This is a genomic window from Aminipila luticellarii (assembly GCF_004103735.1).
In the GTDB taxonomy this organism is placed as follows: Bacteria; Bacillota; Clostridia; order Peptostreptococcales; family Anaerovoracaceae; genus Aminipila; species Aminipila luticellarii.
The window spans coordinates 1,726,484-1,750,582 of record NZ_CP035281.1 but is presented as its reverse complement, the minus strand read 5'-3'; the positions used below and the strand labels follow the sequence as shown (position 1 = coordinate 1,750,582).

Here is a 24,099-nt window from a genome sequence, read left to right as displayed (position 1 = left end):
TGTATATTATGTGGTATTTTGATCCGACTGTCATGTTGCTTATACCGGCTATGATCTTTGCATTTTATGCCCAAGGCAGAGTAAGATCCGCCTATAGGAAATATGCAAGTGTCAGGAACAGAAGGGGTATAACAGGTGCACAAGCGGCACGAATGATTTTAGATAATAATGGGCTTCGGGATGTACGGATTGAGATGGTAAACGGAACTCTTTCAGATCATTATGATCCGAGAACGAGAGTGATGAGGCTGTCTCCCAGAGTATATAACGAGCCGTCCATTGCTTCGGTAAGCATCGCGGCTCATGAGTCCGGCCATGCGATTCAGCATGCGGAGCTTTACGTGCCCCTTAAGCTTCGAAACGGGATTGTCCCTATAGCGAATGTTGCTTCTATGCTGTCTTGGCCGCTTATGATTATCGGTATCTTGGTGGCTAATGCAGGTAATTATGCGAAGGGCAATCTTATAATGGATATAGGCATTTTGTTTTTTGCTTCCGTTGTTTTATTTCACGCTGTAACGCTGCCGGTTGAATTCAATGCCAGCAGCAGAGCTGTAAAACAATTGGAACATCTGGGCATTGTGTATGAAGAGGAAAGATCCGGTGCCAGAAGAGTATTGTCTGCTGCTGCGATGACTTACGTTGCCGCTCTTGCTACTGCAGTTGCAAACTTATTACGATTACTTGTGTTAAGAGAAAGGAATCAATAAGATGGATGCAAACAGAAAGACTGCTTATTATGCGCTGATGGATGTGGAGACTAAAAGCTCCTATTCAAACCTTGCGCTGAATCATCAGATTATCTTGGGAAAACCGAGTTCTCCTTCCTTTGTCAGGGGACTGGTCTATGGAGTGCTGGAAAATAAGATATTGCTGGATCATATTATTGAACATTTTATTACCAGCGATATAGATAAACTGAAAACCAGCGATTTGGTTATTCTTAGAATGGGTATATATCAGCTTGGTTATATGAATTCGGTTCCGGAATATGCGGCGGTCAACGAAAGCGTCGTGCTGGCAAAAAAATTCTGCAAGGGGAGAGAGGGCTTTATAAACGGTGTTTTGCGTTCTTATATCCGAAACAGGCATGCCGTACCGATGCCTGACCGCAGTGAGGATCAGATCAAATATTTATCCATTAAGTATTCTTGTCTGGAATGGATCGTTGAAATGTGGATCGATCAATACGGAGTGGAAACTACGGAGCAAATATTGAAATATTCTCAGGGCAATCCGGGATTGTGTATTCGAGTCAACACGTTGAAAACCGGAAAAGAAGACTTGATGCGCAGACTGACAGAAAAAGGATTTGAAGTAAAGGAAAGCCAGATTTGTGACAGCGCACTACTGGTCACAAAAGGAAACCGTCTTTTAGAAGATTCCCTGTATAAAAGCGGACTGTTTTCCGTTCAGGACGAGAGTTCGATGAAAACCGTAGAAATGATGGATCCGAAGCCCGGGGAAATGGTGGTGGACGTTTGTGCGGCACCGGGAGGAAAAACCTTGGCGGCAGCAGAACGAATGAGCAATCGGGGGCAGATTATTGCTACGGATATTTATTTGAGAAAACTGACCCTCATCAATAAAGAAGCCGATAGGCTGGGGGTTTCTATTGTAAAGACATGGCCATGGGATGCGACAAAGGTAGATTCCGAGCTGCTGGAAAAAGCAGACAGGGTTCTTGCAGATGTACCGTGTTCCGGACTTGGAGTCATCCGACGAAAGCCGGAAATAAAATATAAAAAGAGACTGAATGAATTTGACAGTTTACCGATAAAACAATTAGAAATTCTTAAAGTGGCTTCCAAGTATGTAAAAAGAGGGGGAATCCTTCAATACAGTACCTGCACCATTAATAAGCAGGAAAATGAAGAGGTCATCAAAGAATTTTTAAAGAAGAATAAGAGTTTCAGTATTGTTGAAGAGCGCCAGTTTATGCCGCATATAGACCGTACAGATGGATTTTATGTGTGTAAAATGGTCAGAAGTGACAGCTTAATTTAGCTTAATTGGAGAAATAATGGTTCAAGTAGGTTTTAAAAGTGACCGAGGCCTGAAAAGAAAAAATAACGAGGATTCCTGTTTTGTCATACCGGAGGATAAGATTTATATTGTTGCCGACGGTGTGGGCGGAAACAATTCAGGTGAAGTTGCAAGCCGCAGTGCGGTCAGTTTTGTAGCGGACTACATCAAAAAGAATCCCGTTAAATTGGCAAAGGGCCGGGAAGAAATTAAAAATTATTTTATAAAATGTATAGACGAGGCGAATTCCTTAATCTGCAGCCTGTCCCGTGACAATGCAGAAAATCAAGGAATGGCTACTACTTTAGTTTTGGCGTATGTGATCAGGAGAAAGGCTTATATTGTCAATATAGGCGACAGCAGAGCTTATTTAATGAGAAACGGTAATCTGATACAGATTACCGAGGATCATACATACGTTAATACTTTAATTAAGTCTGGAGCCCTTACGGAGGACGCAGCTAGGAATCATTCCAAAAGGCATATCATAACAAGAGCCCTTGGAGGAGAAGATGCAGTAGAACCAGATATTTTTGAAGTAAAACTTATGAAGGACGACATTTTGCTGTTGTGCACCGATGGACTGCACGGAGAGGTAGAGGATAGCAAGATCTGCGAAATCCTTGCTTCCGGGCAGCAAATGTCTGAATTATGCAATCAACTCATAACAAGAGCAAACCGCTCAGGCGGAAATGATAATATCACAGTAGTCTGTGTAAAGATGTAAGGGGGAAAATTCATATGAGCAGAGTATTAGCGGGCAGATATGAATTGCTGGAGCAGATCGGCGAAGGCGGTATGGCCGTTGTATATAAATCGAGAGATAAGCTTTTAAATAGATATGTAGCAATTAAAATTTTAAAACCGGAATTTACAAAGGATCTAAAGCTGGTCGACAGCTTTAAGAAAGAATCACAGGCAGCCGCCAGTCTGGTTCATCCGAATATAGTGGGAGTCTACGATGTAGGAAGAGAGGGCAATATCAACTATATCGTAATGGAACTGGTAGAAGGAAAAATTCTGAGCGATATTATCAAGGAAGAAGGTCCTCTGGATTATAAGAGGGCAATCAATATCGGGCAGCAGATTGCTGCCGGACTTTCCTGCGCCCATAAAAACCATATTATACATAAAGATGTGAAACCACACAATGTATTGGTAACAAACGACGGGGTAGCTAAGATCACGGATTTTGGAATCGCAAAGTTTGTGGACAATGCTACAATTGTAGGCAATGCCGATACGGTGATGGGTTCTGTGCACTATTTCTCACCGGAACAGGCGAGAGGCGGGTATGTGGACGAAAAATCCGACATCTATTCTCTGGGTATTGTCATGTACGAAATGGTTACCGGAAAAGTGCCTTTTGACGGAGATAATCCCGTGACGGTAGCACTGATGCACATGAACAACGAGATGGTTCCTCCTTCTCAAATTGTTAGCGGGATACCGCCTGTTTTAGAACAGATTATCATGAAAGCGACGGATAAGATTCAGGTAAACCGGTTCAAATCTGCCGATGAAATGATGGAAGCTTTAAAAAATGTAGACTTGATATCGAGCATAGTGGGAGATTCTGTTTATCTGCACCGGGGAAACGGCGGTAACAGCAGGCCGAATAATCCTTTGGAAAAGGTGGAGGATAGAGAGATTATTCCTGCAGAAGGGGAAATAGTAGACATGGGAAAAAAGAATAAAAACGGTAAGAAGAAGGTTCGCCTGAATAAGGTGAAGATCACAGCCATTGTGATTGCACTGATCTGTGCCATTCCTGTCAGCGGACTGATCTACCATTTGATTTCTTCCTCGGGAGGAGAGATTACGGTTCCGGATTTGTCGGGAAAAACGGTTACGGAAGCAACAGAAGAATTAGAAAAATTAGGACTGAATCTGGAAGAGGGCGATAAGGTATATGACAGCGAGTATGATGAAGGTCAAATCGTATCGCAGGATCCGGATGCGGATTCCAAGGTGAAAAAAGGAAAAGTGGTCACTGTCAGCATCAGCAAAGGCGCCAAGGAGGGAACGGTGCCGAATATCGTAGGAAAGAGCTATGATGATGCGGTATATCTGATTAAAAAGTATGGCTACGAAGTGGGTGATGTGACCATTGGTGAAAGTGATCTGCCAAAGGATACCGTAATCACTCAGACTCCGGAGGCAGGAGATGAAGTCAAGCCGGGTCGTTCTATCGATTTTGTTGTCAGCGCGGGAGAAGATGAAAGCAAGGTAACTATGCCTAAATTATTGGGACTCACCCTTGAAAAGGCAAAGGAAGAGCTGAAGGAGGCAGGGCTTACGGTAGGAGCAACAGATGAGGGTACCAGTGATGTATACAGTGCGGGACAAATCATGTGGCAGCAGATCGGTGCCGGAGAATCTGTGGAGAAAGGAGCCTCCGTCAATTTAAAAATCAGTTCGGGAACGGAAGCCTCTGGACCGAAAACGGTAGCCTTGAATATTGATTTCAGTGACGCGAAGAACCTGGTCTTTTTCTTAACCGTCACGGTTTCCGATGAATCGGGAACCCGAAATATATTTACAAGAGATCAGAGATTGAAAGAACAGGGCAGTGAAGAACTTTCTCTGACGGGAACCGGACAGGGAACGGTTACAGTTTTATTTGATAATGAGGTGGCCTTGAAGAAAAATGTGAACTTCAATACCGGAGAAATTTATTAATGGAAGGAATAATCATAAAAGGGATTGCCGGCTTTTACTATGTAAAGGCCGGAGATGCTGTTTATCAATGTAAGGGCAGAGGTCTGTTCAAAAAAGACGGCAGGAAGCTTGCTGTGGGAGATGTGGTTCAAATCCAGTTAAATGAGGGCAGTGATGCCCTCATTACTGAAATCAGAGAACGAAAGAATTCTTTCGTGCGGCCTCCTATCGTGAACGTGGATTGCTTTGCCGTTGTTTTTTCCGTCACGCAGCCAGAACCTAATTTTTCTATTATTGATCGGTTTTTAGTCATGGCGGAGAAGAGCAACATGGACATCATCCTGTGTGCGAATAAGGTAGATCTGGCAAAAGAAGCAGAACTCCATAAACTGGAATCCATCTATGGGAAAATTTATCCCATAGTATTTCTCAGCGGCAGAACGGGACAGGGCATTGAGGAACTAAAAACGCTTCTGACCGGTAAAAAATGTGCGCTGGCAGGACCTTCCGGTGTGGGAAAGTCCACTATTTTAAATGCACTGGAGCCTAGAGTTTCTGTGGAAACAGGAGAAATCAGCGAAAAAACAAAGAGAGGGAAGCATACCACTCGGCATGTGGAAATCTTTGATACAGCTTTTGGAGCGATGATTTTCGATACGCCGGGTTTTACTTCGTTTGAAGTTCTTGAAGCGGAGGAAGAAGAACTGGCGCAGCTGTATCCGGAGATGCAGGAATATTTGGGACAATGCAGATATGATAATTGCAGGCACCTCAAAGAACCGGACTGCCGAATAAGAGAAGCCGTAGCGGAAGGAAAAATAAGCCAAAGCAGATACAGCTCTTATGTGGAGCAGATAAAAGAAATAAGGGAGAAAAGTAAAAAATGGTAAGATTAGCCCCTTCAATATTATCCGCAGATTTTTCGAAGCTGGGAGAGCAGGTAAGCCTGATCGAAAAGGCAGGCGCTCAAGTAATTCATGTAGATGTCATGGACGGACATTTTGTTCCGAACATCAGCTATGGAGCAACCGTCATGAAAAGCCTCTGCGGGAAAACAAAGCTGCCTTTTGATGTTCATCTGATGATTGAACATCCGGATCAATATGCGGAGGATTTTGTCACAGATCAGACGGAGTTCATCGTGGTTCATCAGGAAGCCTGTCCGCATCTTCATCGAACCATTCAACATATAAGATCACTGGGCGTAAAAGCTGGTGTGGCCATTAATCCGGCAACCTCCTTGAGCACCTTGGATTTTATACTGGAGGAGGTGGATCTGGTTCTTGTCATGTCCGTAAATCCAGGATTTGGCGGACAAAAGTTCATTCCCTCGGCATTGGCTAAGGTGGAAGCATTGAAACAAATAAAAGAGATGCACGGCTTAGGCTATGAAATTGAAATAGATGGGGGGATCGGGCTGGATAATGTGGAAGAAGTGATTCAGGCCGGTGTGGAACTGGTGGTGGCCGGTTCAGCAGTATTTGGCGCGCCGAATATAGATGCTCGAGTTAAAGAGTTTTTGAATATTTTTAATAGGTCATGATGTATGGTAAAAAAAGAGAGATCAGACTGCTTGCAGTCTGATCTCTCTTTTTTTACCGCTCGTAGGTGCAGGAAAAGTTATCCATTATACGATTTTTAATGTCCAATCCTCCACATTCCATACGTCGGTCACCCAATCCTCATAAAACAGGGGCTCATGACAGACCAGAAGGATCGAGCCTTTATATTCCATTAAAGCCTTTTTCAGCTCCTCCTTGGCTTCCACATCTAAATGATTTGTCGGCTCATCCAAAATTAACCAGTTGGCTTCCTTTTGCATGAGTTCGCAGAGACGTACTTTGGCATTTTCTCCGCCGCTCAGGACTCGCATCTGACTAGTGATGTGCTCTGTGGTCAATCCGCATTTTGCCAGAGCAGCACGGACTTCTCCGTTTGTATAGGAAGGAAACTTGCTCCAGATATAGTCCAGAGCGGTGATTTCACTGTCTCTTCCCGCTTCCTGCTCAAAATAGCCGGGAGCAAGGTAATCACCCAGCTCAGCGGTTCCTCCCAATGCCTTGATCTTACCTAAAATCGTTTTCAAGAGCGTGGTCTTTCCAAGGCCGTTTGTTCCGGTAATAGCCAGCTTCATACCCCGTTCTATTTCAAAGTTCAGAGGCTTGGTAAGAGGCTCGCTGTAACCAAGGATAAGATCTTTTGTCTGAACCAGATATCTGCTGGGGGTTCTGGCTTCCCTGAACTGAAAAGACGGCTTCGGTTTTTCCCGGGGCTTTTCAATCACTTCGATTCGATCCAGCATTTTCTGACGGCTGTTTGCCATGCCTCTGGTGGCAACCCGAGCCTTGTTTCTGGCGATAAAATCCTCCATTCGTTCAATTTCAGCCTGTTGACGTTCGTATGCCCGCTCCTGCTGTTTTTGCTTGATCTCATGCATGTGAAGGAAATTATCGTAGTCACCGGTATATCGGGTCAATTCCCCGTTATTGACGTGATAAATCACATTTACCACAGAATTCAGGAATTCCACATCGTGAGAAATCAAAATAAAGGCATTTTCATATTCCTGAAGGTATCTTTTCAGCCATTCGATATGTTCAAAATCTAAATAGTTGGTGGGTTCGTCCAGCAGGAGAATAGAAGGGTCTTCTAATAAAAGCTTTGTTAGCAGAACCTTGGTCCTCTGCCCACCGGAGAGCTCGGAGACATCCTTGTCCAATCCGATGGAAGCCAGACCCAGGCCTCCGGCTATTTCGTTGATTTTAGCATCGATGGTGTAAAAACCGCTGTGGTCTAAAATTTGCTGTATTTCCCCTGCTTCTTCCATCAAGGCATCTACGTCGGCATTTTCATCCGCCATCTGATCGTACATGGAAAGCATCTTTTTCTCCAGCTCGAACATATTTTTGAAAGCCTCCCGAAGGACATCCCGGATCGTCATGCCTGATTTCAGCGAAGAGTGCTGATCCAGATAGCCCACTGTAACGTTTTTTGACCATTCCACTTTTCCTTCATCCGGCTGTATATTTCCAATGATAATGTTTAGAAAGGTGGACTTTCCCTCTCCGTTAGCTCCGATTAGACCGACGTGCTCTCCTTTCAGCAGGCGAAAAGAAGCATCTTCTAATATGGTTCTGCCGCCAAAGCCGTGGGATACATTTTCTACTATTAATAAACTCATAATGAACTCCATTCTTTTTAAGATTCAGCCATGAACAACATGGCGAACTCATATTATTTTATGGGCAAAACAGCTAAAAGTCAATGCTAATAATTCTATTTATGTGATATACTATAAATGAATATGAATTGAAGGAGGGGATAAGAAATGAAGTCGACCTTACAAGATCTAAAAACCAGAAGAAGCTGCAGAAAATACCGGGTAGAGCAGATAAAAGAGGAAGAACTGAATGAAATACTGGAGGCCGGTACGTATGCACCCAGTGGTATGGGCGCCCAGTCACCGGTCATAGTGGCAGTACAAAACCGGGAGATCATCCGGAAACTTTCTAAAATGAACGCACAAATTGCAGGTGTGGATATGGATCCTTTTTATGGAGCCCCTACGGTGATCATTGTCCTTGCAGACAGAAAAACGGTAACCTATGTGGAGGATGGAAGCCTTGTACTTGGAAATCTGATGAATGCCGCACATGCAATCGGTATCGGCTCCTGTTGGATACACCGTGCTAAAGAAGAATTTGAAAGCCCGGAGGGAAAAGAACTGCTAAAAGTCTGGGGACTAGGAGAAGACTATGTCGGCATAGGGCATTGTATCTTGGGGTATGAACAAGATACGGGTTCAGCAAAACCAAGAAAGAGCGATTTTGTTATAAGAGTGTAAAAAATAGAAATGACAGAATCATAAAGAACAATATTTCGGTATCAAAGGACCTAAAATGGAGTTACAAGTGCTTTTGTACAAAGGTAACTTTATTTTAGGTCTTTTTTTTAAGCAATAAATATAAAATATGTAATTTATGTAAAAAAATGGTTGACAAAAGCCGCTAAACATATATAATAAAGATAAATCGAATGTAAAAAAATGTAAATTATAAATCAGGAGGAGTCCATGAAGCGAAAGATTATTCGGCCCTTATTGGGAATTATGTTAATTATACTGTCTATACTGGCCATGATATGGTGGGAAAAGTCCGGAAGGGAGCAGATGGTCATGGACAGCGTAATGGTTGCAAAAGAAAGCATTGAAAGGGGAACCGTTATACGGGCAAAGGATTTTATGGAAATAAAAAACATTCCGGAGAGTACCGTTCCCGGAGCCATAACTCCACAGGATTTTTACAGAATAAAAGGATTGGTAGCCCATCAAGATATTCCAAAGCTGGCTCAGGTTATTCCGGATATGTTCATTAAAAGAAATAAGCTGTTATTGGAAGGAGCTTCAATTTTTTCCATTAAGGATAGTTGGATTGACAGCAGGAGCAGTTCTCTTAGAAAAGGCGACGTGATAGATATGTTTGATGACACCGGACGACTATACGTTGGAACCTTTCAGGTTGCTTATGTGAAGGATTCCAATGAACAGGAGGTCATTGGTACGGAAGAAAATATCAGTGATGAGATTTTACAGCGAAATTTCAGCAGCTCGGTCATATCCCACGTAGAAATTATTGCTTCTCTGAAAGACTATCAAAAGATCCGGGAACTGGCAGAAGGGCAGGGAATGAAATTTTTGATTATACAGAAAGGAGAAAATGTGATATGAAGAACCTGTTTGTTTTTCACGGTGCAGATCATAAATCAGGTGTGACAATGATAGCCCAGTCTACAGCACAGCTGATTGCTTCCCAAAACCGCGACATCAATGTTTTATTTATCGCCTTAAACGGAAGAAAAAGCAGTGAGTTTATAAAGGGAGAAGTTAAAACTATCGATGAGTTTAAACTACAGTTGGACAGCAAATTGCTTATGAGCAGAGATTTTGTGAGAGACTGCAAACATGAAAGAAATTTGCATATACTGGCAGGCCCTGTTCACGAGCAGGAAGAGCGGTACTACTTTCCGGACTCGGCAACGTATTTATTGGAATCGGTGGCGGACAGCTTTGAAATCATCATAGCAGATACGGGGAATGAACTGGATAACGGGCTGGCTTTGGGGGGAATGTCCGCTGCTGCGAAGCGGTATTTGATCCTGGATCAACTGGAATCCAATTTGAGCCGGTATGAAAAAATGAGCCCTTTGTTTGAGAAGGCCGGAATCAGGTTCGATGGGTTCATTATAAACAAGTTTTATGCAGATGATCCCTATACGCTCCCCTACATTTTAGAAAGGCTCCGTTTACAGAGAGAGAAGGCTTATACGGTTCAAGCAGCGTCCTCTGAGCGGCAGGCGGAACGGGAGCATAAAACGCTGATGGAATGTAAGACCCCATGCTATCAGGCGGATATTTCCGCTGTCGCGAACGATATATCTGAGGCGGTAGGGCTGCCCTCCATAAAAATACAAAGGAAACATAAGCGATGGAAAAATTTTATTTAGATCAGTTCCTAGTCCAAGAGGCAGAGAGGAAATTTAAGAGCCTGTTCCATTTTGATACCTTATGCAAGCTTATCAATTTAGAATTTCAGCAGGAATGGGAGGAGGATAACAAAGATATACAGCGGATGCTTTCCATACAGAAAAATGCCATTATAGGTTTTGAAAAAGAGGTGCTGTATTTCAAAAATAAAATAAAATATTATGTAAAGAAGCATCACGCGGAGGAAACGGAATATCCCCCATGGTACAAGAGCCTTGAAGAAGCCGTATATCATGAAAATTGGGGACTGGCAGGGATTGCCGAATGGTTTTCGGCAGAGTATGCCCAAAGCAGTTCCTGCAAGGTCATCGGGGAACGGATTTATTTTCAGGAAAGTGGGAAAATGATATTGAAGCCTCAGACCATTTCACAGGAACGGCGGGAACAGCTGATTAGAGCTTTTCTCCTTTTGACGCCCGAAGAGCGCCCAGATAAGGATTTTCACGAGCTGTATACGCTGGACGGAACCAGAATAACCGTATTCAGAGGAACCTCCGTAAAGGCAGGGCAGGATGTGATTATTTTCAGAAGATATATCATACCGGAGTATACCTTTGAAGAGCAGGCAAAGCGGGGAACCATTCCGTGGGACAGTATTCCGCTTTTTAAGGAGATTGTCCGGCTAGGCTATTCGGTAGCCGTTACGGGAGCTATGAAAAGCGGAAAAACATCTTTTCTGGCAACATTACAGAGTTATGAAGATGAAAGCCTGGAAGGGGTCATGCTGGAAACGGATCCGGAGATCAGTCTGCATCAATTAATTCCGAAGGCACCGATTGTTCAAATACTGGCAAAAGAGGATAAGCTAAAAACGGTCATAAAGCATCTGCTCCGAAGCGATGCCGATTATCTGATCATGGCGGAGGCCAGAGACGGGCTTGCACTGGATACGGTGCTCCGCATCGCCAGTAAGGGGACAAGACGGCTAAAAGTGACCTTTCACGAAAGAAACCCCATGAATTTTCCGTATGACGTAGCCGCTGAAATTGTGCTGAGCCTGGGAGGTGATATGAAGCTCATTGCAAAAAGAACAGCAGACAGCTTTGATTACATTTTCCACTTTGTTCAATTAAGAGATAAAAGCCAGAAACGGCTGAAAGGCATTTATGAAATAGCTTTGGATAAGGAGACGGATGAAATCACCATAACGCAGATTTGTGCCTATCATTACGCTACAGATAGTTGGAGCTGGCGGTATAAAATCGGAAAGGGCAAAGCCGCAGCGGGGGAAGAAGAAAATCTGGAAAGCTTTCAGCGCTTTTCACAGATTTTAGAAGGGCTGGCTCGCAAAAATCCTTGGGGGACAGGAGGGACGCATTGTGAAACAAATCATAAACAGTTTAATTGAGACCGGTATATCTCTTGTATTTGCGGCAGGGATTCTGGTTGCTTATAAAACAGATTTTCTGAATTTCATGGAAAAATTAAAGATGAGACACCGGCTCAGGGAAAGAAAAAGACAGCTAAAGGAGCCTTCCGCCCTGGAAAAGCACATAGACTGTATGGTAAAAACGACATTAAATATCAAGGGAATCTATCTGATGGTATTCATGGCTGTCCTTTATGTGACCGTAACCTGCGTAGCCAGCCGTAATCTCCCCATATTCAGTGCAATGGCTCTGGCCGCAGCTGTGGCATTGGCACCTTATTTGATCTTGCGGATACGATTTGAAGGAATCCGAAGAAAAAGCAGCTTTGAGGGGGAGATGCTCATCGGCAATTTTTTAAATCAATACCGGATTGCTAATTTTAATGTATATGAGGCTCTGGAAAAGCTTCTTCAGGAAAGTAAGAATACAAGATCCAGCAATTCTTTTGTATTAAAAATGCTGTTAGAGCTCAGAAATGCCGGAAATCAAAAAGAAATAAAACAGGCCAGTGATAAATTTGCCAAGGTCATCAACACGAATTGGAGCAGAATGTTTGCTTATAACATCCGTCTGGCGGCGGAAAAAGGTATAGATGTTTCTGTAGCCATAGAGGATATTTTGGTTCAGCTGCGGGATGCGAGAGTTCTTTTAGAAGAGAGGAAAAGATTGAACTCGGAAGCCATCCGAATTGTGGTCTATATGATTCCGCTCCTATATGTTTTTACAGTAGTTATATCTCTCAAATATATAGGAATCAGCATGAAAAATTATTTGCAGAATCAGCTGTTTACAAAAGAAGGCTTTCTATTCTTCACGCTGAGCAGCATGATGTTTCTGATGAATATTGCAATAATTGAGATAATCAGCAGACAAAAATTTGATTATTAGAGCAAAACCATGTGGAAAATGGAGGGAGTGAGTGATTCAATATGCATTTTACGCACTGATCATAGCTTTGTTCAGTGCAGGAGGTTATTTCATGTTATACCGGGAAAAAACTTATTTGAAAAGGGGAACAATAAGAGATCTGCGAAAATCGGTTCAGGAATGGAGCCTAAACGGGAACTGGAATCGCAGACTGGGAGCATGGAAGCGAAGAAGGAAGGAACAGCTTGCAGATAAGGAGATTTATGAGGCCATATCTTTTTTAAGAAATATTATTTCCATAGACAGGGGGAAACAGGTAGGTACGGATTTTATAATAGAGCAGCTTGCGGACAGAGATGGGGTTCTACAGGAAGTTTATATTAGGATGTTGAGTCTTTTAAGAGTGAATAAAAGAGAGGAAGCTCAGAAAATCATGGCAGATCATTTGGAAACTCCCGTAGGAAAAGAATTTGCGGGACTGTTACTGCGGTGGGACGAGGTGAATCCCCTTGAACTCTCTGAAATCCTGTTGTCGCATCAGAGAAGTATAAAGGAAATAAGAATGACGCAGCAGCGGAAAAAGGATGAAATCATCAGCGATATGTTATATTTTCCGGTAATCATCAATGTGGTTTTCATTTTTATTAACTTTATTTATGTGGGGTATTTTATTAATCAAAAAGAAGTGTTACAAATGCTTTTTTAAGGAGGATATTGAATGAAACAAATTATAGTTTTAGCCGCATTTATTGCGCTTGGAATTTTTATTGCGGGAATTGTTATGGGGTTTCAGGATGACGTAGAAGGAATCGGAGAAAAAACCAGTAAAGCCATTACCAACATATCAAACAACATGACCTCTGTCAGCAATGGACAAAGCAGACAACCATGAAACAGTATGTGGTTTTGATCAGCATGGTCATGCTGGGGATCTATATTTTTAACATGATAGCGGGAAATGGGCAGGAAAGTATTTATTCGGCGCTGCAAGAGGTTTGGGTACAGGGTGCGGAAATCAGAACCTATTCCCCTTAGAAAAAAGCGGGAAAATAGCGTATTGGGGAAAGTGATATACTATGAAACAATTTATCGTATTGATGGGTGTACTGCCCATATTGATCCTCTTTATGCTGCAAATGGGATTGGATCAAAAAAACAGTCAGGTCACATCCATTATTCAGGCCTCTGTCTATGCAGCAAAAGAGGAGGCCAAGCAGGAAGGATACTTCACCAAAGGAATCAAGGAAAAACTAAAAGAGGATATTACAAGGCTTACAGGAATTACTCCGGATAAAATACGTATTGAAACGGGGGATCAGGTAAAGTATCGGTACAGCAGCGGAGAAGGGCGGCTCATTTATTATAAGGTTACTGTAAAGATGGATGAATTGATGGCGGCGCATAAGGTGTATGGTATTTCCGATAAAGACAATAGCTATGACTATGTTATAGAAAGCTATACCGCCAGTGAAAAAGTTTAATAGAAGTTTTTTAGGTGGGTAAAATATGAAAGTGTTTATTGTGTTTCTGGGAATCTTGCTGGTGAGTGTTTCCGCCATTGTATTTCAGGGTGACTTGGGAGCCTATGGGCAGGAACAGCTGCTTCTAAAGGAAGCCGCCGAAGAATGTGCGGCGGGAGCGTCCTTGTTCTTGCAGGAAGAAGCCTATTCCAGGGGAACAGTTGTGTTCGATTATGAGCAGGCAGACGGATATATTAAAAGTTATCTGGCATACATAAAAAGAAATTCAAAAGCTTTGTCACAGGGAAGGGCCTTTTATACGGCGGTATTCGAAGATGATGAGATGGGATATTCCCCAGACAACACGGATAAAATACCGGCGGTCACAGTACAAATTCATGTGGATACGGCGGATTTATTCCGGGTACCTTTTATAGAGGTGATGAGCTTGGAAAGAAGAGCACGATATGAATTGCCAGAGGGAAAATAGAACGCACGCTTTTATGCGGACGGCAGTCGGTGCGATGGCCGTCCTTTTTATTTTTTGGAGTGCCGCTTGGGCAGTGGAGCGGCATCCTGTCTATAAACCGGATTATAAAAGAGTTACACTGGATGACATTTTTGAGGTCATAAGAACAACGGGAAAGTTTGGGGAAGAACAGGAAGAAAAGCCGGAATTGACTGAAACCGAGTATGAGGAAATTTTTAAACAGACAGGGCTGGGAAAGCCGGCGGTGGATTATCTGATTGAAAACAGTAAGGATTATGAAAGCGAAATTAAAGCTTATCAAAAAATATTTTTTGACGGTTATCCTTATACCTGTGCTAAAATAGGATTGTTGACATACAATGAGCGGATGCGGGATAAAAATGGGCATCTCCTAAAGGGACTTGAGCTTGTGGATTTAGAACCGGGAGATATTCTTATAAATTTCTCAGCCCATACGTTGGGATATCGGCATGGACACTGTGCCATTGTGGTGAGTAAGCCGGCGAAAGGCGAAGAAGCTGAAACTATAGAGGCTCTTTATCTGGGGGAACCGACAGAATATCAGACCACGGGTAAATGGCGTTCCTGCCCGACCCTTGTTCACTTGCGGATATCGAAGGAAGCTGCTGAATCAAAAGGGTATACTCAGGCAGAACTGGGCAGATTGATGTCTGAATATGCTGAAGGAAACTGTTTGAATATTGATTATGGACTCTTCCCATCCATGTCGAATATACAGGATAGAAAAATTCACAAGACCCACTGCTCGCATTTGATCTGGTATATATTTAAACAATTCGGCTATGATGTGGACAGCAATGGAGGTATTGTCGTAACTCCGGCGGATATTGCCGAAAGTGACGTCTTTGAAGTGGTACAGATATACGGAATTGATCCGGATCTTAAGGAGGAAAGCAGATGAAAACATTAGATGAAGTTTTAAAAGGAATAAAGGGAGCAGATCAGGAAGCTTTAGAAGAAGCACAGAAGCACATGGACGGTCTGATCAAGCCTTTGGGCAGTCTGGGGAAGCTGGAGACCATGGCTGTTAAAATGGCAGGAATCACAGGGAAGGTCAAGAATCAAGTAGAGAAAAAATGTTCCATTGTCATGGTAGCCGACAACGGGATATGTGAGGAAGGGGTGGCGGGTTCACCGCAGGATATCACGCTGATTCAGGGAATGAATATGACAAAGGGAATTTGCGGCATGGGCGTCTTATCCGCACATGCAGGCGCTGATATAAAAGTTGTGGATATAGGTATTATGTCTGATTACAATAACGACAAGGTCTACAATAGAAAAATCAAATATGGAACGGATAATTTCGCAAAAGGACCGGCGATGAGCCGTGAGGAAGCCATAAAAGCTATGGAGGTAGGAATTGAAATGGTGGAGTTGGCTGTTTCAGAAGGGTATCAGCTTATCGGAACAGGAGAAATGGGCATTGGGAACACCAGTTCTACCAGTGCCGTATTTATGGCTATGACAGGAGAATCTGCCGAGAATGCGGTGGGTAAGGGCGGCGGACTTACAGATGAAGCTCTTGTACATAAAAAACAGGTAATTTCCCATGCGCTCCAGTTAAATCATCCCAATTCGAAGGATCCGATTGATGTAGTGGCGAAGGTCGGCGGGCTGGATATTGCCGGCATGGCCGGGTGCTTTTTAGGCGCAGCATATTTCAGAGCTCCGATTGTTATCGACGGGGTCATATCGGCGTTGTCCGCCTATGTGGCAGCCCAGATGAATCCTCTGGTGAAGGACTTTATTTTTTCCAGTCATAAATCGCAGGAGCCGGTTTACGATTTGATTTTTAAAGAGCTTGGAATGGAACCCATCCTGGAAATGGACATGAGGCTGGGTGAAGGCACGGGATGTGCGCTGGCTTTTCATATTATATCGGCAGCCTGTGCGGTCATGAACAACATGGCCACCTTTGATGATATAAAATATGATGATTCCTATCGAATTGATATTAGAAAATAAATTTAATTTAGTGTAGGATTACAATACATGTGTTACATTAAGACAAAAAATAAATACGGGAAACGCTAAAATTGTGTTATGCTTAATTCCTCACAAACCAAAACATCACAAATTGGAGGTCTCCCGTATGGCAAGTATAACACAAGATATGAAATATCGTCTATCCTTAATTAAATATGCTCAAAGATTTGGCGTTACAAAAGCTGCTATCAGATATCATCACAACAGGCAATATATTTATCGTTGGTTGCGTAGATATGATGGTTCTATTGAGTCCCTGAGAGAACTTTCTCGTAAGCCTCATTCCCATAAAAATCAGCATACTGCAAATGAGCTTAAACTCATTCATGATATGCGTCGTAGGAATCCAAATGCAGGTCTTGTTGTCTTTTGGGTCAAACTGCGACAGCGTGGGTATTCCAGATCCATTACTGGGCTTTATCGAGTACTAATCAAGCAATCTTTGATCCCTAAGAAACCTCAGAATCCTAAATATATTGCTAAAAAATATGAGCAAATGGAGTATCCAGGTCAAAGAGTACAAATTGATGTTAAATTTGTTCCATCCTCTTGCCTTGTTGGCGAAGCTTCTGATAAGAAATTCTATCAATATACTGCTATTGATGAATTCTCTCGTTTTAGATATCTTGCTGCTTTTGAGGAACACAGCTCTTATTCTGCTTCTGAATTCCTTAAACAAGTTATTAAAGCTTTCCCATTTAAGATCGAATGTGTTCAGACCGATAATGGACAGGAATTTACAAAACGTCTTGGTACTTCTAAAAATCCAACGTTAACGCTATTCCAACGGACTCTTAAGGAACAAGGTATTATCCATAAAATGATAAGGCCTTATACTCCAAGACATAATGGTAAAGTGGAACGCTCACATCGTAAGGATAATGAATATTTTTATGCGATAGCAAAGTTCTACTCATTCAATGATTTTAAATTACAACTAAAAAAGCATAATGCAAACTACAATAACTTTCCTATGCGCCCTTTGGGCTGGGTTTCCCCAAGAGAAACTCTATTTAATTTTTTGAAGCACGGTGTAACATATGTTTGACAAACCTACAATATTAGAAAATAAATTTAATTTAGGGGTTGAAAAAAGGAAACGCAGTGATATAATGAAATATAATATAATATTTTAACACGTTGATGAGAAGAGTAAAGTAGGAAATATTTACAGAGAGAAGCCGTCTGCTGAAAGGCTTTAATAGGAACTATTTGAAAACTACCTCGGAGTGGCCCCAATCCGGTCCGGTGATTCCGTTATAATCAAGAAGAGTGGTTTTGTAAATCTTATGACATGTACTGGAGGCATTCGCCGTTAGAGATATGCATAAGAAATTACTTAGCAATTAGGGTGGAACCGCGAGAACAGATAACTCGTCCCTTTCTGCATTCATGCAGGAAGGGATTTTTTTATTGCCTGCTGGATGAAAAAATTGGAACAGGAGGAATTAGTTCAATGAAGATTACGTTAAAAGATGGCTCTGTAAAAGAGTACAATGAAGCAAAGGCTATTATTGACATAGCCGCAGATATTAGTGACGGGCTTGCCAGAATGGCTTGTGCAGGAGAGGTCAACGGTGAAGTAAAAGACTTACGAACCGTTATAGACAAAGACTGTGAATTAAACATTTTGACTGCTAATGATCCGAAAGGACTTGCTGCTTACAGACATACTTGTTCTCACGTACTGGCTGAAGCAGTAAAGAGATTATATCCCGAGGCAAAGCTTGCTATTGGGCCTTCTATTGACACCGGGTATTATTACGACTTTGAGCACGAACCTTTTTCAAGAGAAGACTTAGATAAAATAGAAGCAGAAATGAAGAAGATCATCAAAGAGGGGAAGCCTCTTGAAATGTTTACCCTGCCAAGGGAAGAAGCCATCAAGCTGATGGAGGAGAAGGGCGAGCCGTATAAGGTGGAGCTGATTCAGGATTTACCGGAGGATGCTGTGATTTCCTTCTATAAACAGGGAGAGTTCGTAGATTTATGTGCAGGACCTCATCTGATGACCACAAAACCAATTAAGGCGTTTAAGCTGACATCTTCTTCCGGTGCATACTGGAGAGGCAGTGAAAAGAACAAAATGCTTACCAGAATTTACGGCACGGCATTTACAAAGAAAGAAGAGCTCCAAGAATATTTAGTTTATCTGGAAAACATTAAAAAACGTGACCACAATAAGCTGGGCAGGGAAATGGAACTGTTTGCGACAGTAGATGTTATCGGACAGGGACTTCCTTTGTTATTGCCAAAGGGCGCAAAGATGATTCAGACATTACAGAGATGGATTGAAGACGAGGAAGAAAAAAGAGGATACCTCAGAACAAAGACCCCGCTAATGGCCAAGAGAGAATTATATATTATTTCAGACCATTGGGCACATTATAAAGAAGGTATGTTTGTCCTCGGGGATGATGAAGATGAAGATGCAGAAGTGTTTGCTCTTCGTCCGATGACTTGTCCGTTCCAGTATTATGTGTATAAACAGAGTCCGAAATCCTATAGGGATTTACCGCTTCGTTACGGTGAAACGTCAACCTTATTCCGAAATGAAGATTCCGGTGAAATGCACGGATTGACCCGTGTTCGTCAGTTCACCATTTCGGAGGGGCATCTGATAGTCAGGCCGGATCAGATTGAAGAAGAATTCAAAGGCTGTGTGGATTTGGCAAAATATTGTTTGACAACCTTGGGGCTGGAAAAGGATGTAACCTATCGTATGTCCAAATGGGATCCGAATAATCAGGAGAAATATCTTGGTAACGAGAAGATGTGGAATGAAGTGCAGGATATGATGAGAGATATTTTAAACCATATCGGCATCGAATTTACGGAAGAAGAAGGAGAGGCTGCCTTCTACGGACCTAAACTGGACATTCAGGCGAAGAATGTTTACGGTAAAGAAGATACGATGATTACCATTCAGATTGATATGTTCTTAGCGGAACGATTTGATATGACGTATGTGGATAAAGACGGCGAAAAGAAAAGACCATATATTATTCACAGAACTTCTTTAGGCTGCTATGAAAGAACTCTTGCATGGCTGATTGAGAAATATGCGGGTAAGTTCCCAACCTGGCTGTGCCCTGAGCAGGTTCGTATCCTTCCGATTTCTGAGAAATATCACGAATATGCTCAAAAGGTTCGAGATGAGCTTCAAAAGCATGGTGTTCTTGTAACCGTTGACGAGAGAAGTGAAAAGATTGGATATAAGATTCGTGAAACCAGACTGGCACGAGTTCCTTATATGCTGGTGGTAGGTCAGAAGGAAGAGGAAGAGGGCGTTGTTTCTGTGAGAAGCCGATTTGACGGAGATGAAGGACAGAAGCCGCTTCAGCAGTTCATAGATGAAATTTGTGAAGAAATCAGGACAAAGGAAATCAAACCCATTAACGTGGAGGAAGAGGAAAAATAATATCACAATCCTTATATGAAAAGGGAGGAGACACAGATGTTTAAAAAAAAGGAAAAGAAAGAATGGCGCAGCGGAGTCTATTTATGTACGGCAAAAGATAGTTTTGACGCAGATTTATTGGAATCCAAGCTCCGAAGTGAAGATATTCCCTGTGAAAGACGGTATCAGGGGGCAGGCAATTTTTTAGAGATTGCTCTGGGCGCAAACAGTACTTTTCCCATAGACATCTATGTACCGGAAGAGACTCTTGAGGATGCGAAAAATATTATCGTGGCTGTACCTCTGGAAGAGTCCGATATATAAGTGTGTAGGTTTGTCAAACATATGTTACACCGTGCTTCAAAAAATTAAATAGAGTTTCTCTTGGGGAAACCCAGCCCAAAGGGCGCATAGGAAAGTTATTGTAGTTTGCATTATGCTTTTTTAGTTGTAATTTAAAATCATTGAATGAGTAGAACTTTGCTATCGCATAAAAATATTCATTATCCTTACGATGTGAGCGTTCCACTTTACCATTATGTCTTGGAGTATAAGGCCTTATCATTTTATGGATAATACCTTGTTCCTTAAGAGTCCGTTGGAATAGCGTTAACGTTGGATTTTTAGAAGTACCAAGACGTTTTGTAAATTCCTGTCCATTATCGGTCTGAACACATTCGATCTTAAATGGGAAAGCTTTAATAACTTGTTTAAGGAATTCAGAAGCAGAATAAGAGCTGTGTTCCTCAAAAGCAGCAAGATATCTAAAACGAGAGAATTCATCAATAGCAGTATATTGATAGAATTTCTTATCAGAAGCTTCGCCAACAAGGCAAGAGGATGGAACAAATTTAACATCAATTTGTACTCTTTGACCTGGATACTCCATTTGCTCATATTTTTTAGCAATATATTTAGGATTCTGAGGTTTCTTAGGGATCAAAGATTGCTTGATTAGTACTCGATAAAGCCCAGTAATGGATCTGGAATACCCACGCTGTCGCAGTTTGACCCAAAAGACAACAAGACCTGCATTTGGATTCCTACGACGCATATCATGAATGAGTTTAAGCTCATTTGCAGTATGCTGATTTTTATGGGAATGAGGCTTACGAGAAAGTTCTCTCAGGGACTCAATAGAACCATCATATCTACGCAACCAACGATAAATATATTGCCTGTTGTGATGATATCTGATAGCAGCTTTTGTAACGCCAAATCTTTGAGCATATTTAATTAAGGATAGACGATATTTCATATCTTGTGTTATACTTGCCATACGGGAGACCTCCAATTTGTGATGTTTTGGTTTGTGAGGAATTAAGCATAACACAATTTTAGCGTTTCCCGTATTTATTTTTTGTCTTAATGTAACACATGTATTGTAATCCTACACTCTGGAAGAGTCCGATATATAAGTGAATGTTGATTTTAAATGAAAACCAGTATATGATATAAGCAGATAAATAAATTCGTATCATAGATGCAGAATTAGATTGGTGATGGAGCGGCTACATAAAAAGAATTTTTAATTCTCATATGCAGCCGCTTTTCAGTTAAGAGGGAGATCCATGAAAGCAATTATCCCTGAATTTGATGAAAATTCAGCAAGACCACTTTATTTACAGTTATATGATTATATAAAAAGGGAAATATTATCCGGTGAAATGGATCCGAATGAAAAGCTTCCGTCTCTCCGAAATCTGTCAGAAAAGCTAAAGCTTAGTATTACCACTATAAATCTTGCCTACAGTCAGCTGAATGTAGAAGGATATATATACAGCAGACCGCAGTCCGGATATTATGTGAGTAACATCCTGCACAGAGGAAAAGTGAAGGTAGAGGAGAAGAAGAAGGCCGGCTCTTTCCATGAAACAGAATACTCTTTATTTCCTGTAGACGTGGAGAAAACGGATGAATCTTCCATTTTTCAGTATGACTTGTCCTGCTTTGACTTTAATAAATGGAAAAAGTGTATGAACAAGGTCTTGACGGAATATCCGCAGCTGCTGATGTTTGAAAGCGATCCTCAGGGAGAGCTGGCGTTAAGGTATGAGATTTCTAAATATATTTACCGGGCCAGAGGCGTCATATGCAATCCGGAACAGATTGTTATCGGAGCAGGAACCCAGCAGATTACCAGCCATTTATGCCTGATTCTTTCCAAACTGGGCATTAACCATGTGGCGGTGGAAGAACCGGGATATCTGCCGGTAAAGAATATGTTCAGAGATCGAGGTTTTGTTATGACCCCTGTGGATGTGGATAAAGAAGGAATCAGAATCGGTAAGCTTCCCGCAAACATAAGGTCTGCGGTATATGTGAGCCCTTCCAATCAATTTCCCACGGGGGCGGTCATACCTATTTCTAAAAGGTATCAGCTGCTGGAATGGGCCAATCATAACAACAGTATTATTATTGAAGATGATTATGACAGTGAGCTCAGATATTTTGGAAAGCCGGTATCCGCATTACAGGGACTTGACCACAACCAAAGAGTGGTCTATTTGGGTTCTTTTTCGTCTACTCTGTTTTCTTCCATAAAGATCAGTTATATGGTGCTTCCCGCGGGGATGGCAGACCTCTTTAAAGAGATCGGTCATGGATACACGCAGACTTGTTCTAAAACGGAACAGCTGACATTGGCGTTGTTTATGGAGCAGGGCTTATATCAGACTCATATCAAAAAGCTGAGGCATCTGTATTCACAGAAGCTGCAAAAAGTCATAAGTTCGATCAACAAATATGGGAAAGGAATCATAAGTCCTACTAACACCTCTTCAGGAATCAACATGATCATGAATGTGCAAAGCAGGAAAAATGCAGAAAAGCTCTGCTGCGAAGCAAAAACGCTGGGGGTATCGGCCACGCCAGTCTCTATTTATGCGGATGATCCGGAGGGGCAGCAGTCTACGGCTCTGGTTTTCTATTATAATCAGATTCCTATTCAAAAAATAGAGGGTACGATCAAAGCATTAATAGAAAAGTGGACAGAAGATAAAGGAAAGGATTGTTTCAGTGAATGATAAAAATAAGTACGATGTAATCATCATAGGCGGAGGAGCTTCCGGCCTTTTTTGTGCCGCTTCCTATGGAAAACTTGTCAAAGGACTGATCTTAGAAAGGTCAGATTCCGCAGGCAAGAAGCTCCTTATGTCTGGAAACGGGCAGTGCAATGTGACGCATGGGGGCGATATAAAAGAATTTATAAAACATTATGGGGAGAACGGCAAGAAAATCCGCAGCGTTTTATATCCATTCAATAATCAGCGCACCGTGGATTTTTTTGAGGCAAGGGGCATCTCTCTTTTTGAGCGGCAAGACGGCAAGGTCTTTCCTACCTCCTTAGACGCTCAGGATATTTTAAGCATGCTTAAGGATTGCAGCAGCGGGAATGGATTTGAGGTAAGTTATGGCCGTTGTGTTTGTAAAATAGAATATTCCGGCGGAAAATACGAGGTTTTGTGCAGCGATTTGAAGCATGAGAGACTAATAAAATATAGTGCCGATAAGGTAGTGGTGGCGGCAGGCGGATGCTCCTATCCGTCTACAGGATCGGATGGCAGTATTTTTCAGGTTTTAGAGGAATTAGGATTGGAGATCATAAGCGTAAGGCCTTCACTGGTTCCTATTTTTGTGCAGGATTATCCTTATAGTTCTCTGTCGGGAACCTCTTTCTCTCCTGCCTCTGTTACAGTAAACGGAAGAGAGAATCGGGACGACCTGCTGATCACTCATACAAATTTTTCAGGTCCTGCTGTAATCAATATTTCCCGATACGTAAAAGCGGGGGACAAAATGCTGATCAATTATTTCCCGGGAAAAAGCTTTGAGGAAATACTTTCCGAATTCAAGAAAAATGTTCCAAAAAGTAGTAAACAGACAGCGGGTTTTCTGTTAGAATATTTAGGGACGGGAGTATCAAAGCGTTTTATTGAAAAAATTTGTGAGCGTGCTGAAATTGCAGAAAACCAAAAAGCTTCCGCTTTGACCGGCAGTCAGCTGAAAAAGCTGGCTGAGCTTCTGACACGAGATACCTTCTCTGTCAGCGGGACAGGCGGTTTCAATACGGCTATGGCAACAGCAGGCGGAGTAGCCTTAACAGAGGTGAACTTAAAAAACATGGAATGTAAAAAATATCCGGGGCTTTTCTTTATTGGGGAAGTGCTGGACGTGGACGGGGATACAGGCGGATACAATCTGCAGTTTGCCTGGTCCAGCGGATATTTAGCAGGAAATGTGAGCGGTTAAAACTTTTTATGAGATTTGGGGAG

General features: G+C 42.1%; 25 protein-coding genes and 1 other annotated feature. Of the genes, 23 read left to right on the top strand and 2 right to left on the bottom strand.

Annotation, left to right across the window (positions count from 1 at the left end):
- The first annotated feature begins 8 nt into the window (after positions 1-8).
- From EQM06_RS08020 to rpe, 6 genes are read left to right on the top strand one after another with little or no spacing between them, the layout of a single operon-like run.
- Positions 9-710 carry a zinc metallopeptidase gene (locus EQM06_RS08020; RefSeq protein WP_128745838.1) on the top strand — a complete coding sequence of 234 codons (702 nt, stop codon included), beginning with the start codon at positions 9-11 and terminating at the stop codon, positions 708-710.
- 1 nt (position 711) lies between these two features.
- Complete coding sequence (gene rsmB, locus EQM06_RS08015) at positions 712-2,007, top strand: 16S rRNA (cytosine(967)-C(5))-methyltransferase RsmB (RefSeq protein WP_128745837.1); 1,296 nt, start codon at positions 712-714, stop codon at positions 2,005-2,007.
- 16 nt (positions 2,008-2,023) lie between these two features.
- Entirely contained in the window at positions 2,024-2,752 is a 729-nt protein-coding gene (locus EQM06_RS08010) for a Stp1/IreP family PP2C-type Ser/Thr phosphatase (protein ID WP_128745836.1), read from the top strand.
- A 14-nt stretch (positions 2,753-2,766) separates the two neighbouring features.
- Positions 2,767-4,707 carry a Stk1 family PASTA domain-containing Ser/Thr kinase gene (pknB, locus tag EQM06_RS08005; protein WP_128745835.1) on the top strand — a complete coding sequence of 647 codons (1,941 nt, stop codon included), beginning with the start codon at positions 2,767-2,769 and terminating at the stop codon, positions 4,705-4,707.
- Positions 4,707-5,576 (top strand): ribosome small subunit-dependent GTPase A, encoded by an 870-nt coding sequence (gene rsgA / locus EQM06_RS08000; RefSeq protein ID WP_128745834.1) that lies wholly within the window; start codon positions 4,707-4,709, stop codon positions 5,574-5,576. The genes pknB and rsgA overlap by 1 nt, the downstream gene beginning before the upstream one ends.
- Entirely contained in the window at positions 5,570-6,229 is a 660-nt protein-coding gene (gene rpe / locus EQM06_RS07995) for a ribulose-phosphate 3-epimerase (RefSeq protein WP_128745833.1), read from the top strand. The genes rsgA and rpe overlap by 7 nt, the downstream gene beginning before the upstream one ends.
- A gap of 84 nt (positions 6,230-6,313) precedes the next feature.
- Here rpe and EQM06_RS07990 read toward each other — a convergent pair whose 3' ends face one another.
- Positions 6,314-7,867, bottom strand: coding sequence for an ABC-F family ATP-binding cassette domain-containing protein (locus tag EQM06_RS07990; RefSeq protein ID WP_128745832.1), 1,554 nt, complete (start codon positions 7,865-7,867; stop codon positions 6,314-6,316).
- Positions 7,868-8,014: 147 nt separating this feature from the next.
- Between EQM06_RS07990 and EQM06_RS07985 the strand changes: the two genes are divergently transcribed.
- From EQM06_RS07985 to EQM06_RS07925, 15 genes are all read left to right on the top strand, one after another.
- Positions 8,015-8,530: a nitroreductase gene (locus tag EQM06_RS07985; protein WP_128745831.1), complete on the top strand. Its 516-nt coding sequence runs from the start codon at positions 8,015-8,017 to the stop codon at positions 8,528-8,530.
- 228 nt (positions 8,531-8,758) lie between these two features.
- Positions 8,759-9,412, top strand: a complete 654-nt coding sequence (locus tag EQM06_RS07980; protein ID WP_128745830.1) for a CpaB family protein — start codon at positions 8,759-8,761, stop codon at positions 9,410-9,412.
- A complete protein-coding gene (locus EQM06_RS07975) occupies positions 9,409-10,188 on the top strand; it encodes a hypothetical protein (protein WP_128745829.1) in 780 nt (259 codons plus the stop codon). Before EQM06_RS07980 ends, EQM06_RS07975 begins: the two co-directional genes overlap by 4 nt.
- Complete coding sequence (locus EQM06_RS07970) at positions 10,170-11,576, top strand: P-loop NTPase family protein (RefSeq protein WP_128745828.1); 1,407 nt, start codon at positions 10,170-10,172, stop codon at positions 11,574-11,576. The genes EQM06_RS07975 and EQM06_RS07970 overlap by 19 nt, the downstream gene beginning before the upstream one ends.
- On the top strand, positions 11,548-12,486 hold the full coding sequence (locus EQM06_RS07965; RefSeq protein ID WP_128745827.1) for a hypothetical protein: 939 nt from the start codon (positions 11,548-11,550) through the stop codon (positions 12,484-12,486). Before EQM06_RS07970 ends, EQM06_RS07965 begins: the two co-directional genes overlap by 29 nt.
- Positions 12,487-12,577: 91 nt before the next feature.
- Positions 12,578-13,171 (top strand): hypothetical protein, encoded by a 594-nt coding sequence (locus tag EQM06_RS07960; protein WP_128745826.1) that lies wholly within the window; start codon positions 12,578-12,580, stop codon positions 13,169-13,171.
- 12 nt (positions 13,172-13,183) lie between these two features.
- Positions 13,184-13,357: a hypothetical protein gene (locus EQM06_RS12885; protein WP_164914399.1), complete on the top strand. Its 174-nt coding sequence runs from the start codon at positions 13,184-13,186 to the stop codon at positions 13,355-13,357.
- A complete protein-coding gene (locus tag EQM06_RS12880) occupies positions 13,354-13,500 on the top strand; it encodes a hypothetical protein (protein ID WP_164914398.1) in 147 nt (48 codons plus the stop codon). The genes EQM06_RS12885 and EQM06_RS12880 overlap by 4 nt, the downstream gene beginning before the upstream one ends.
- 41 nt (positions 13,501-13,541) lie before the next feature.
- Entirely contained in the window at positions 13,542-13,946 is a 405-nt protein-coding gene (locus tag EQM06_RS07955) for a hypothetical protein (protein WP_128745825.1), read from the top strand.
- A gap of 25 nt (positions 13,947-13,971) precedes the next feature.
- Entirely contained in the window at positions 13,972-14,415 is a 444-nt protein-coding gene (locus EQM06_RS07950) for a hypothetical protein (RefSeq protein WP_128745824.1), read from the top strand.
- Entirely contained in the window at positions 14,393-15,337 is a 945-nt protein-coding gene (locus EQM06_RS07945) for a hypothetical protein (RefSeq protein WP_205666532.1), read from the top strand. The genes EQM06_RS07950 and EQM06_RS07945 overlap by 23 nt, the downstream gene beginning before the upstream one ends.
- Complete coding sequence (gene cobT / locus EQM06_RS07940) at positions 15,334-16,404, top strand: nicotinate-nucleotide--dimethylbenzimidazole phosphoribosyltransferase (protein ID WP_128745822.1); 1,071 nt, start codon at positions 15,334-15,336, stop codon at positions 16,402-16,404. Before EQM06_RS07945 ends, cobT begins: the two co-directional genes overlap by 4 nt.
- 127 nt (positions 16,405-16,531) lie before the next feature.
- Complete coding sequence (locus EQM06_RS07935; RefSeq protein WP_128745740.1) at positions 16,532-17,473, top strand: DDE-type integrase/transposase/recombinase; 942 nt, start codon at positions 16,532-16,534, stop codon at positions 17,471-17,473.
- Positions 17,474-17,556: 83 nt separating this feature from the next.
- Positions 17,557-17,810, top strand: a binding site (T-box leader).
- Positions 17,811-17,881: 71 nt separating this feature from the next.
- Positions 17,882-19,846 carry a threonine--tRNA ligase gene (thrS, locus tag EQM06_RS07930; protein ID WP_128745821.1) on the top strand — a complete coding sequence of 655 codons (1,965 nt, stop codon included), beginning with the start codon at positions 17,882-17,884 and terminating at the stop codon, positions 19,844-19,846.
- A 36-nt stretch (positions 19,847-19,882) separates the two neighbouring features.
- Positions 19,883-20,149: a putative signal transducing protein gene (locus EQM06_RS07925; protein ID WP_164914397.1), complete on the top strand. Its 267-nt coding sequence runs from the start codon at positions 19,883-19,885 to the stop codon at positions 20,147-20,149.
- Positions 20,150-20,162: 13 nt separating this feature from the next.
- Here EQM06_RS07925 and EQM06_RS07920 read toward each other — a convergent pair whose 3' ends face one another.
- Entirely contained in the window at positions 20,163-21,104 is a 942-nt protein-coding gene (locus tag EQM06_RS07920; RefSeq protein WP_128745740.1) for a DDE-type integrase/transposase/recombinase, read from the bottom strand.
- Between the two features lie 292 nt (positions 21,105-21,396).
- Between EQM06_RS07920 and pdxR the strand changes: the two genes are divergently transcribed.
- Together pdxR and EQM06_RS07910 are read left to right on the top strand one after the other, a co-directional pair.
- Positions 21,397-22,851, top strand: coding sequence for a MocR-like pyridoxine biosynthesis transcription factor PdxR (gene pdxR, locus EQM06_RS07915; RefSeq protein ID WP_128745819.1), 1,455 nt, complete (start codon positions 21,397-21,399; stop codon positions 22,849-22,851).
- On the top strand, positions 22,844-24,076 hold the full coding sequence (locus tag EQM06_RS07910) for a BaiN/RdsA family NAD(P)/FAD-dependent oxidoreductase (protein WP_164914396.1): 1,233 nt from the start codon (positions 22,844-22,846) through the stop codon (positions 24,074-24,076). The genes pdxR and EQM06_RS07910 overlap by 8 nt, the downstream gene beginning before the upstream one ends.
- The last annotated feature ends 23 nt before the right edge of the window (positions 24,077-24,099 follow it).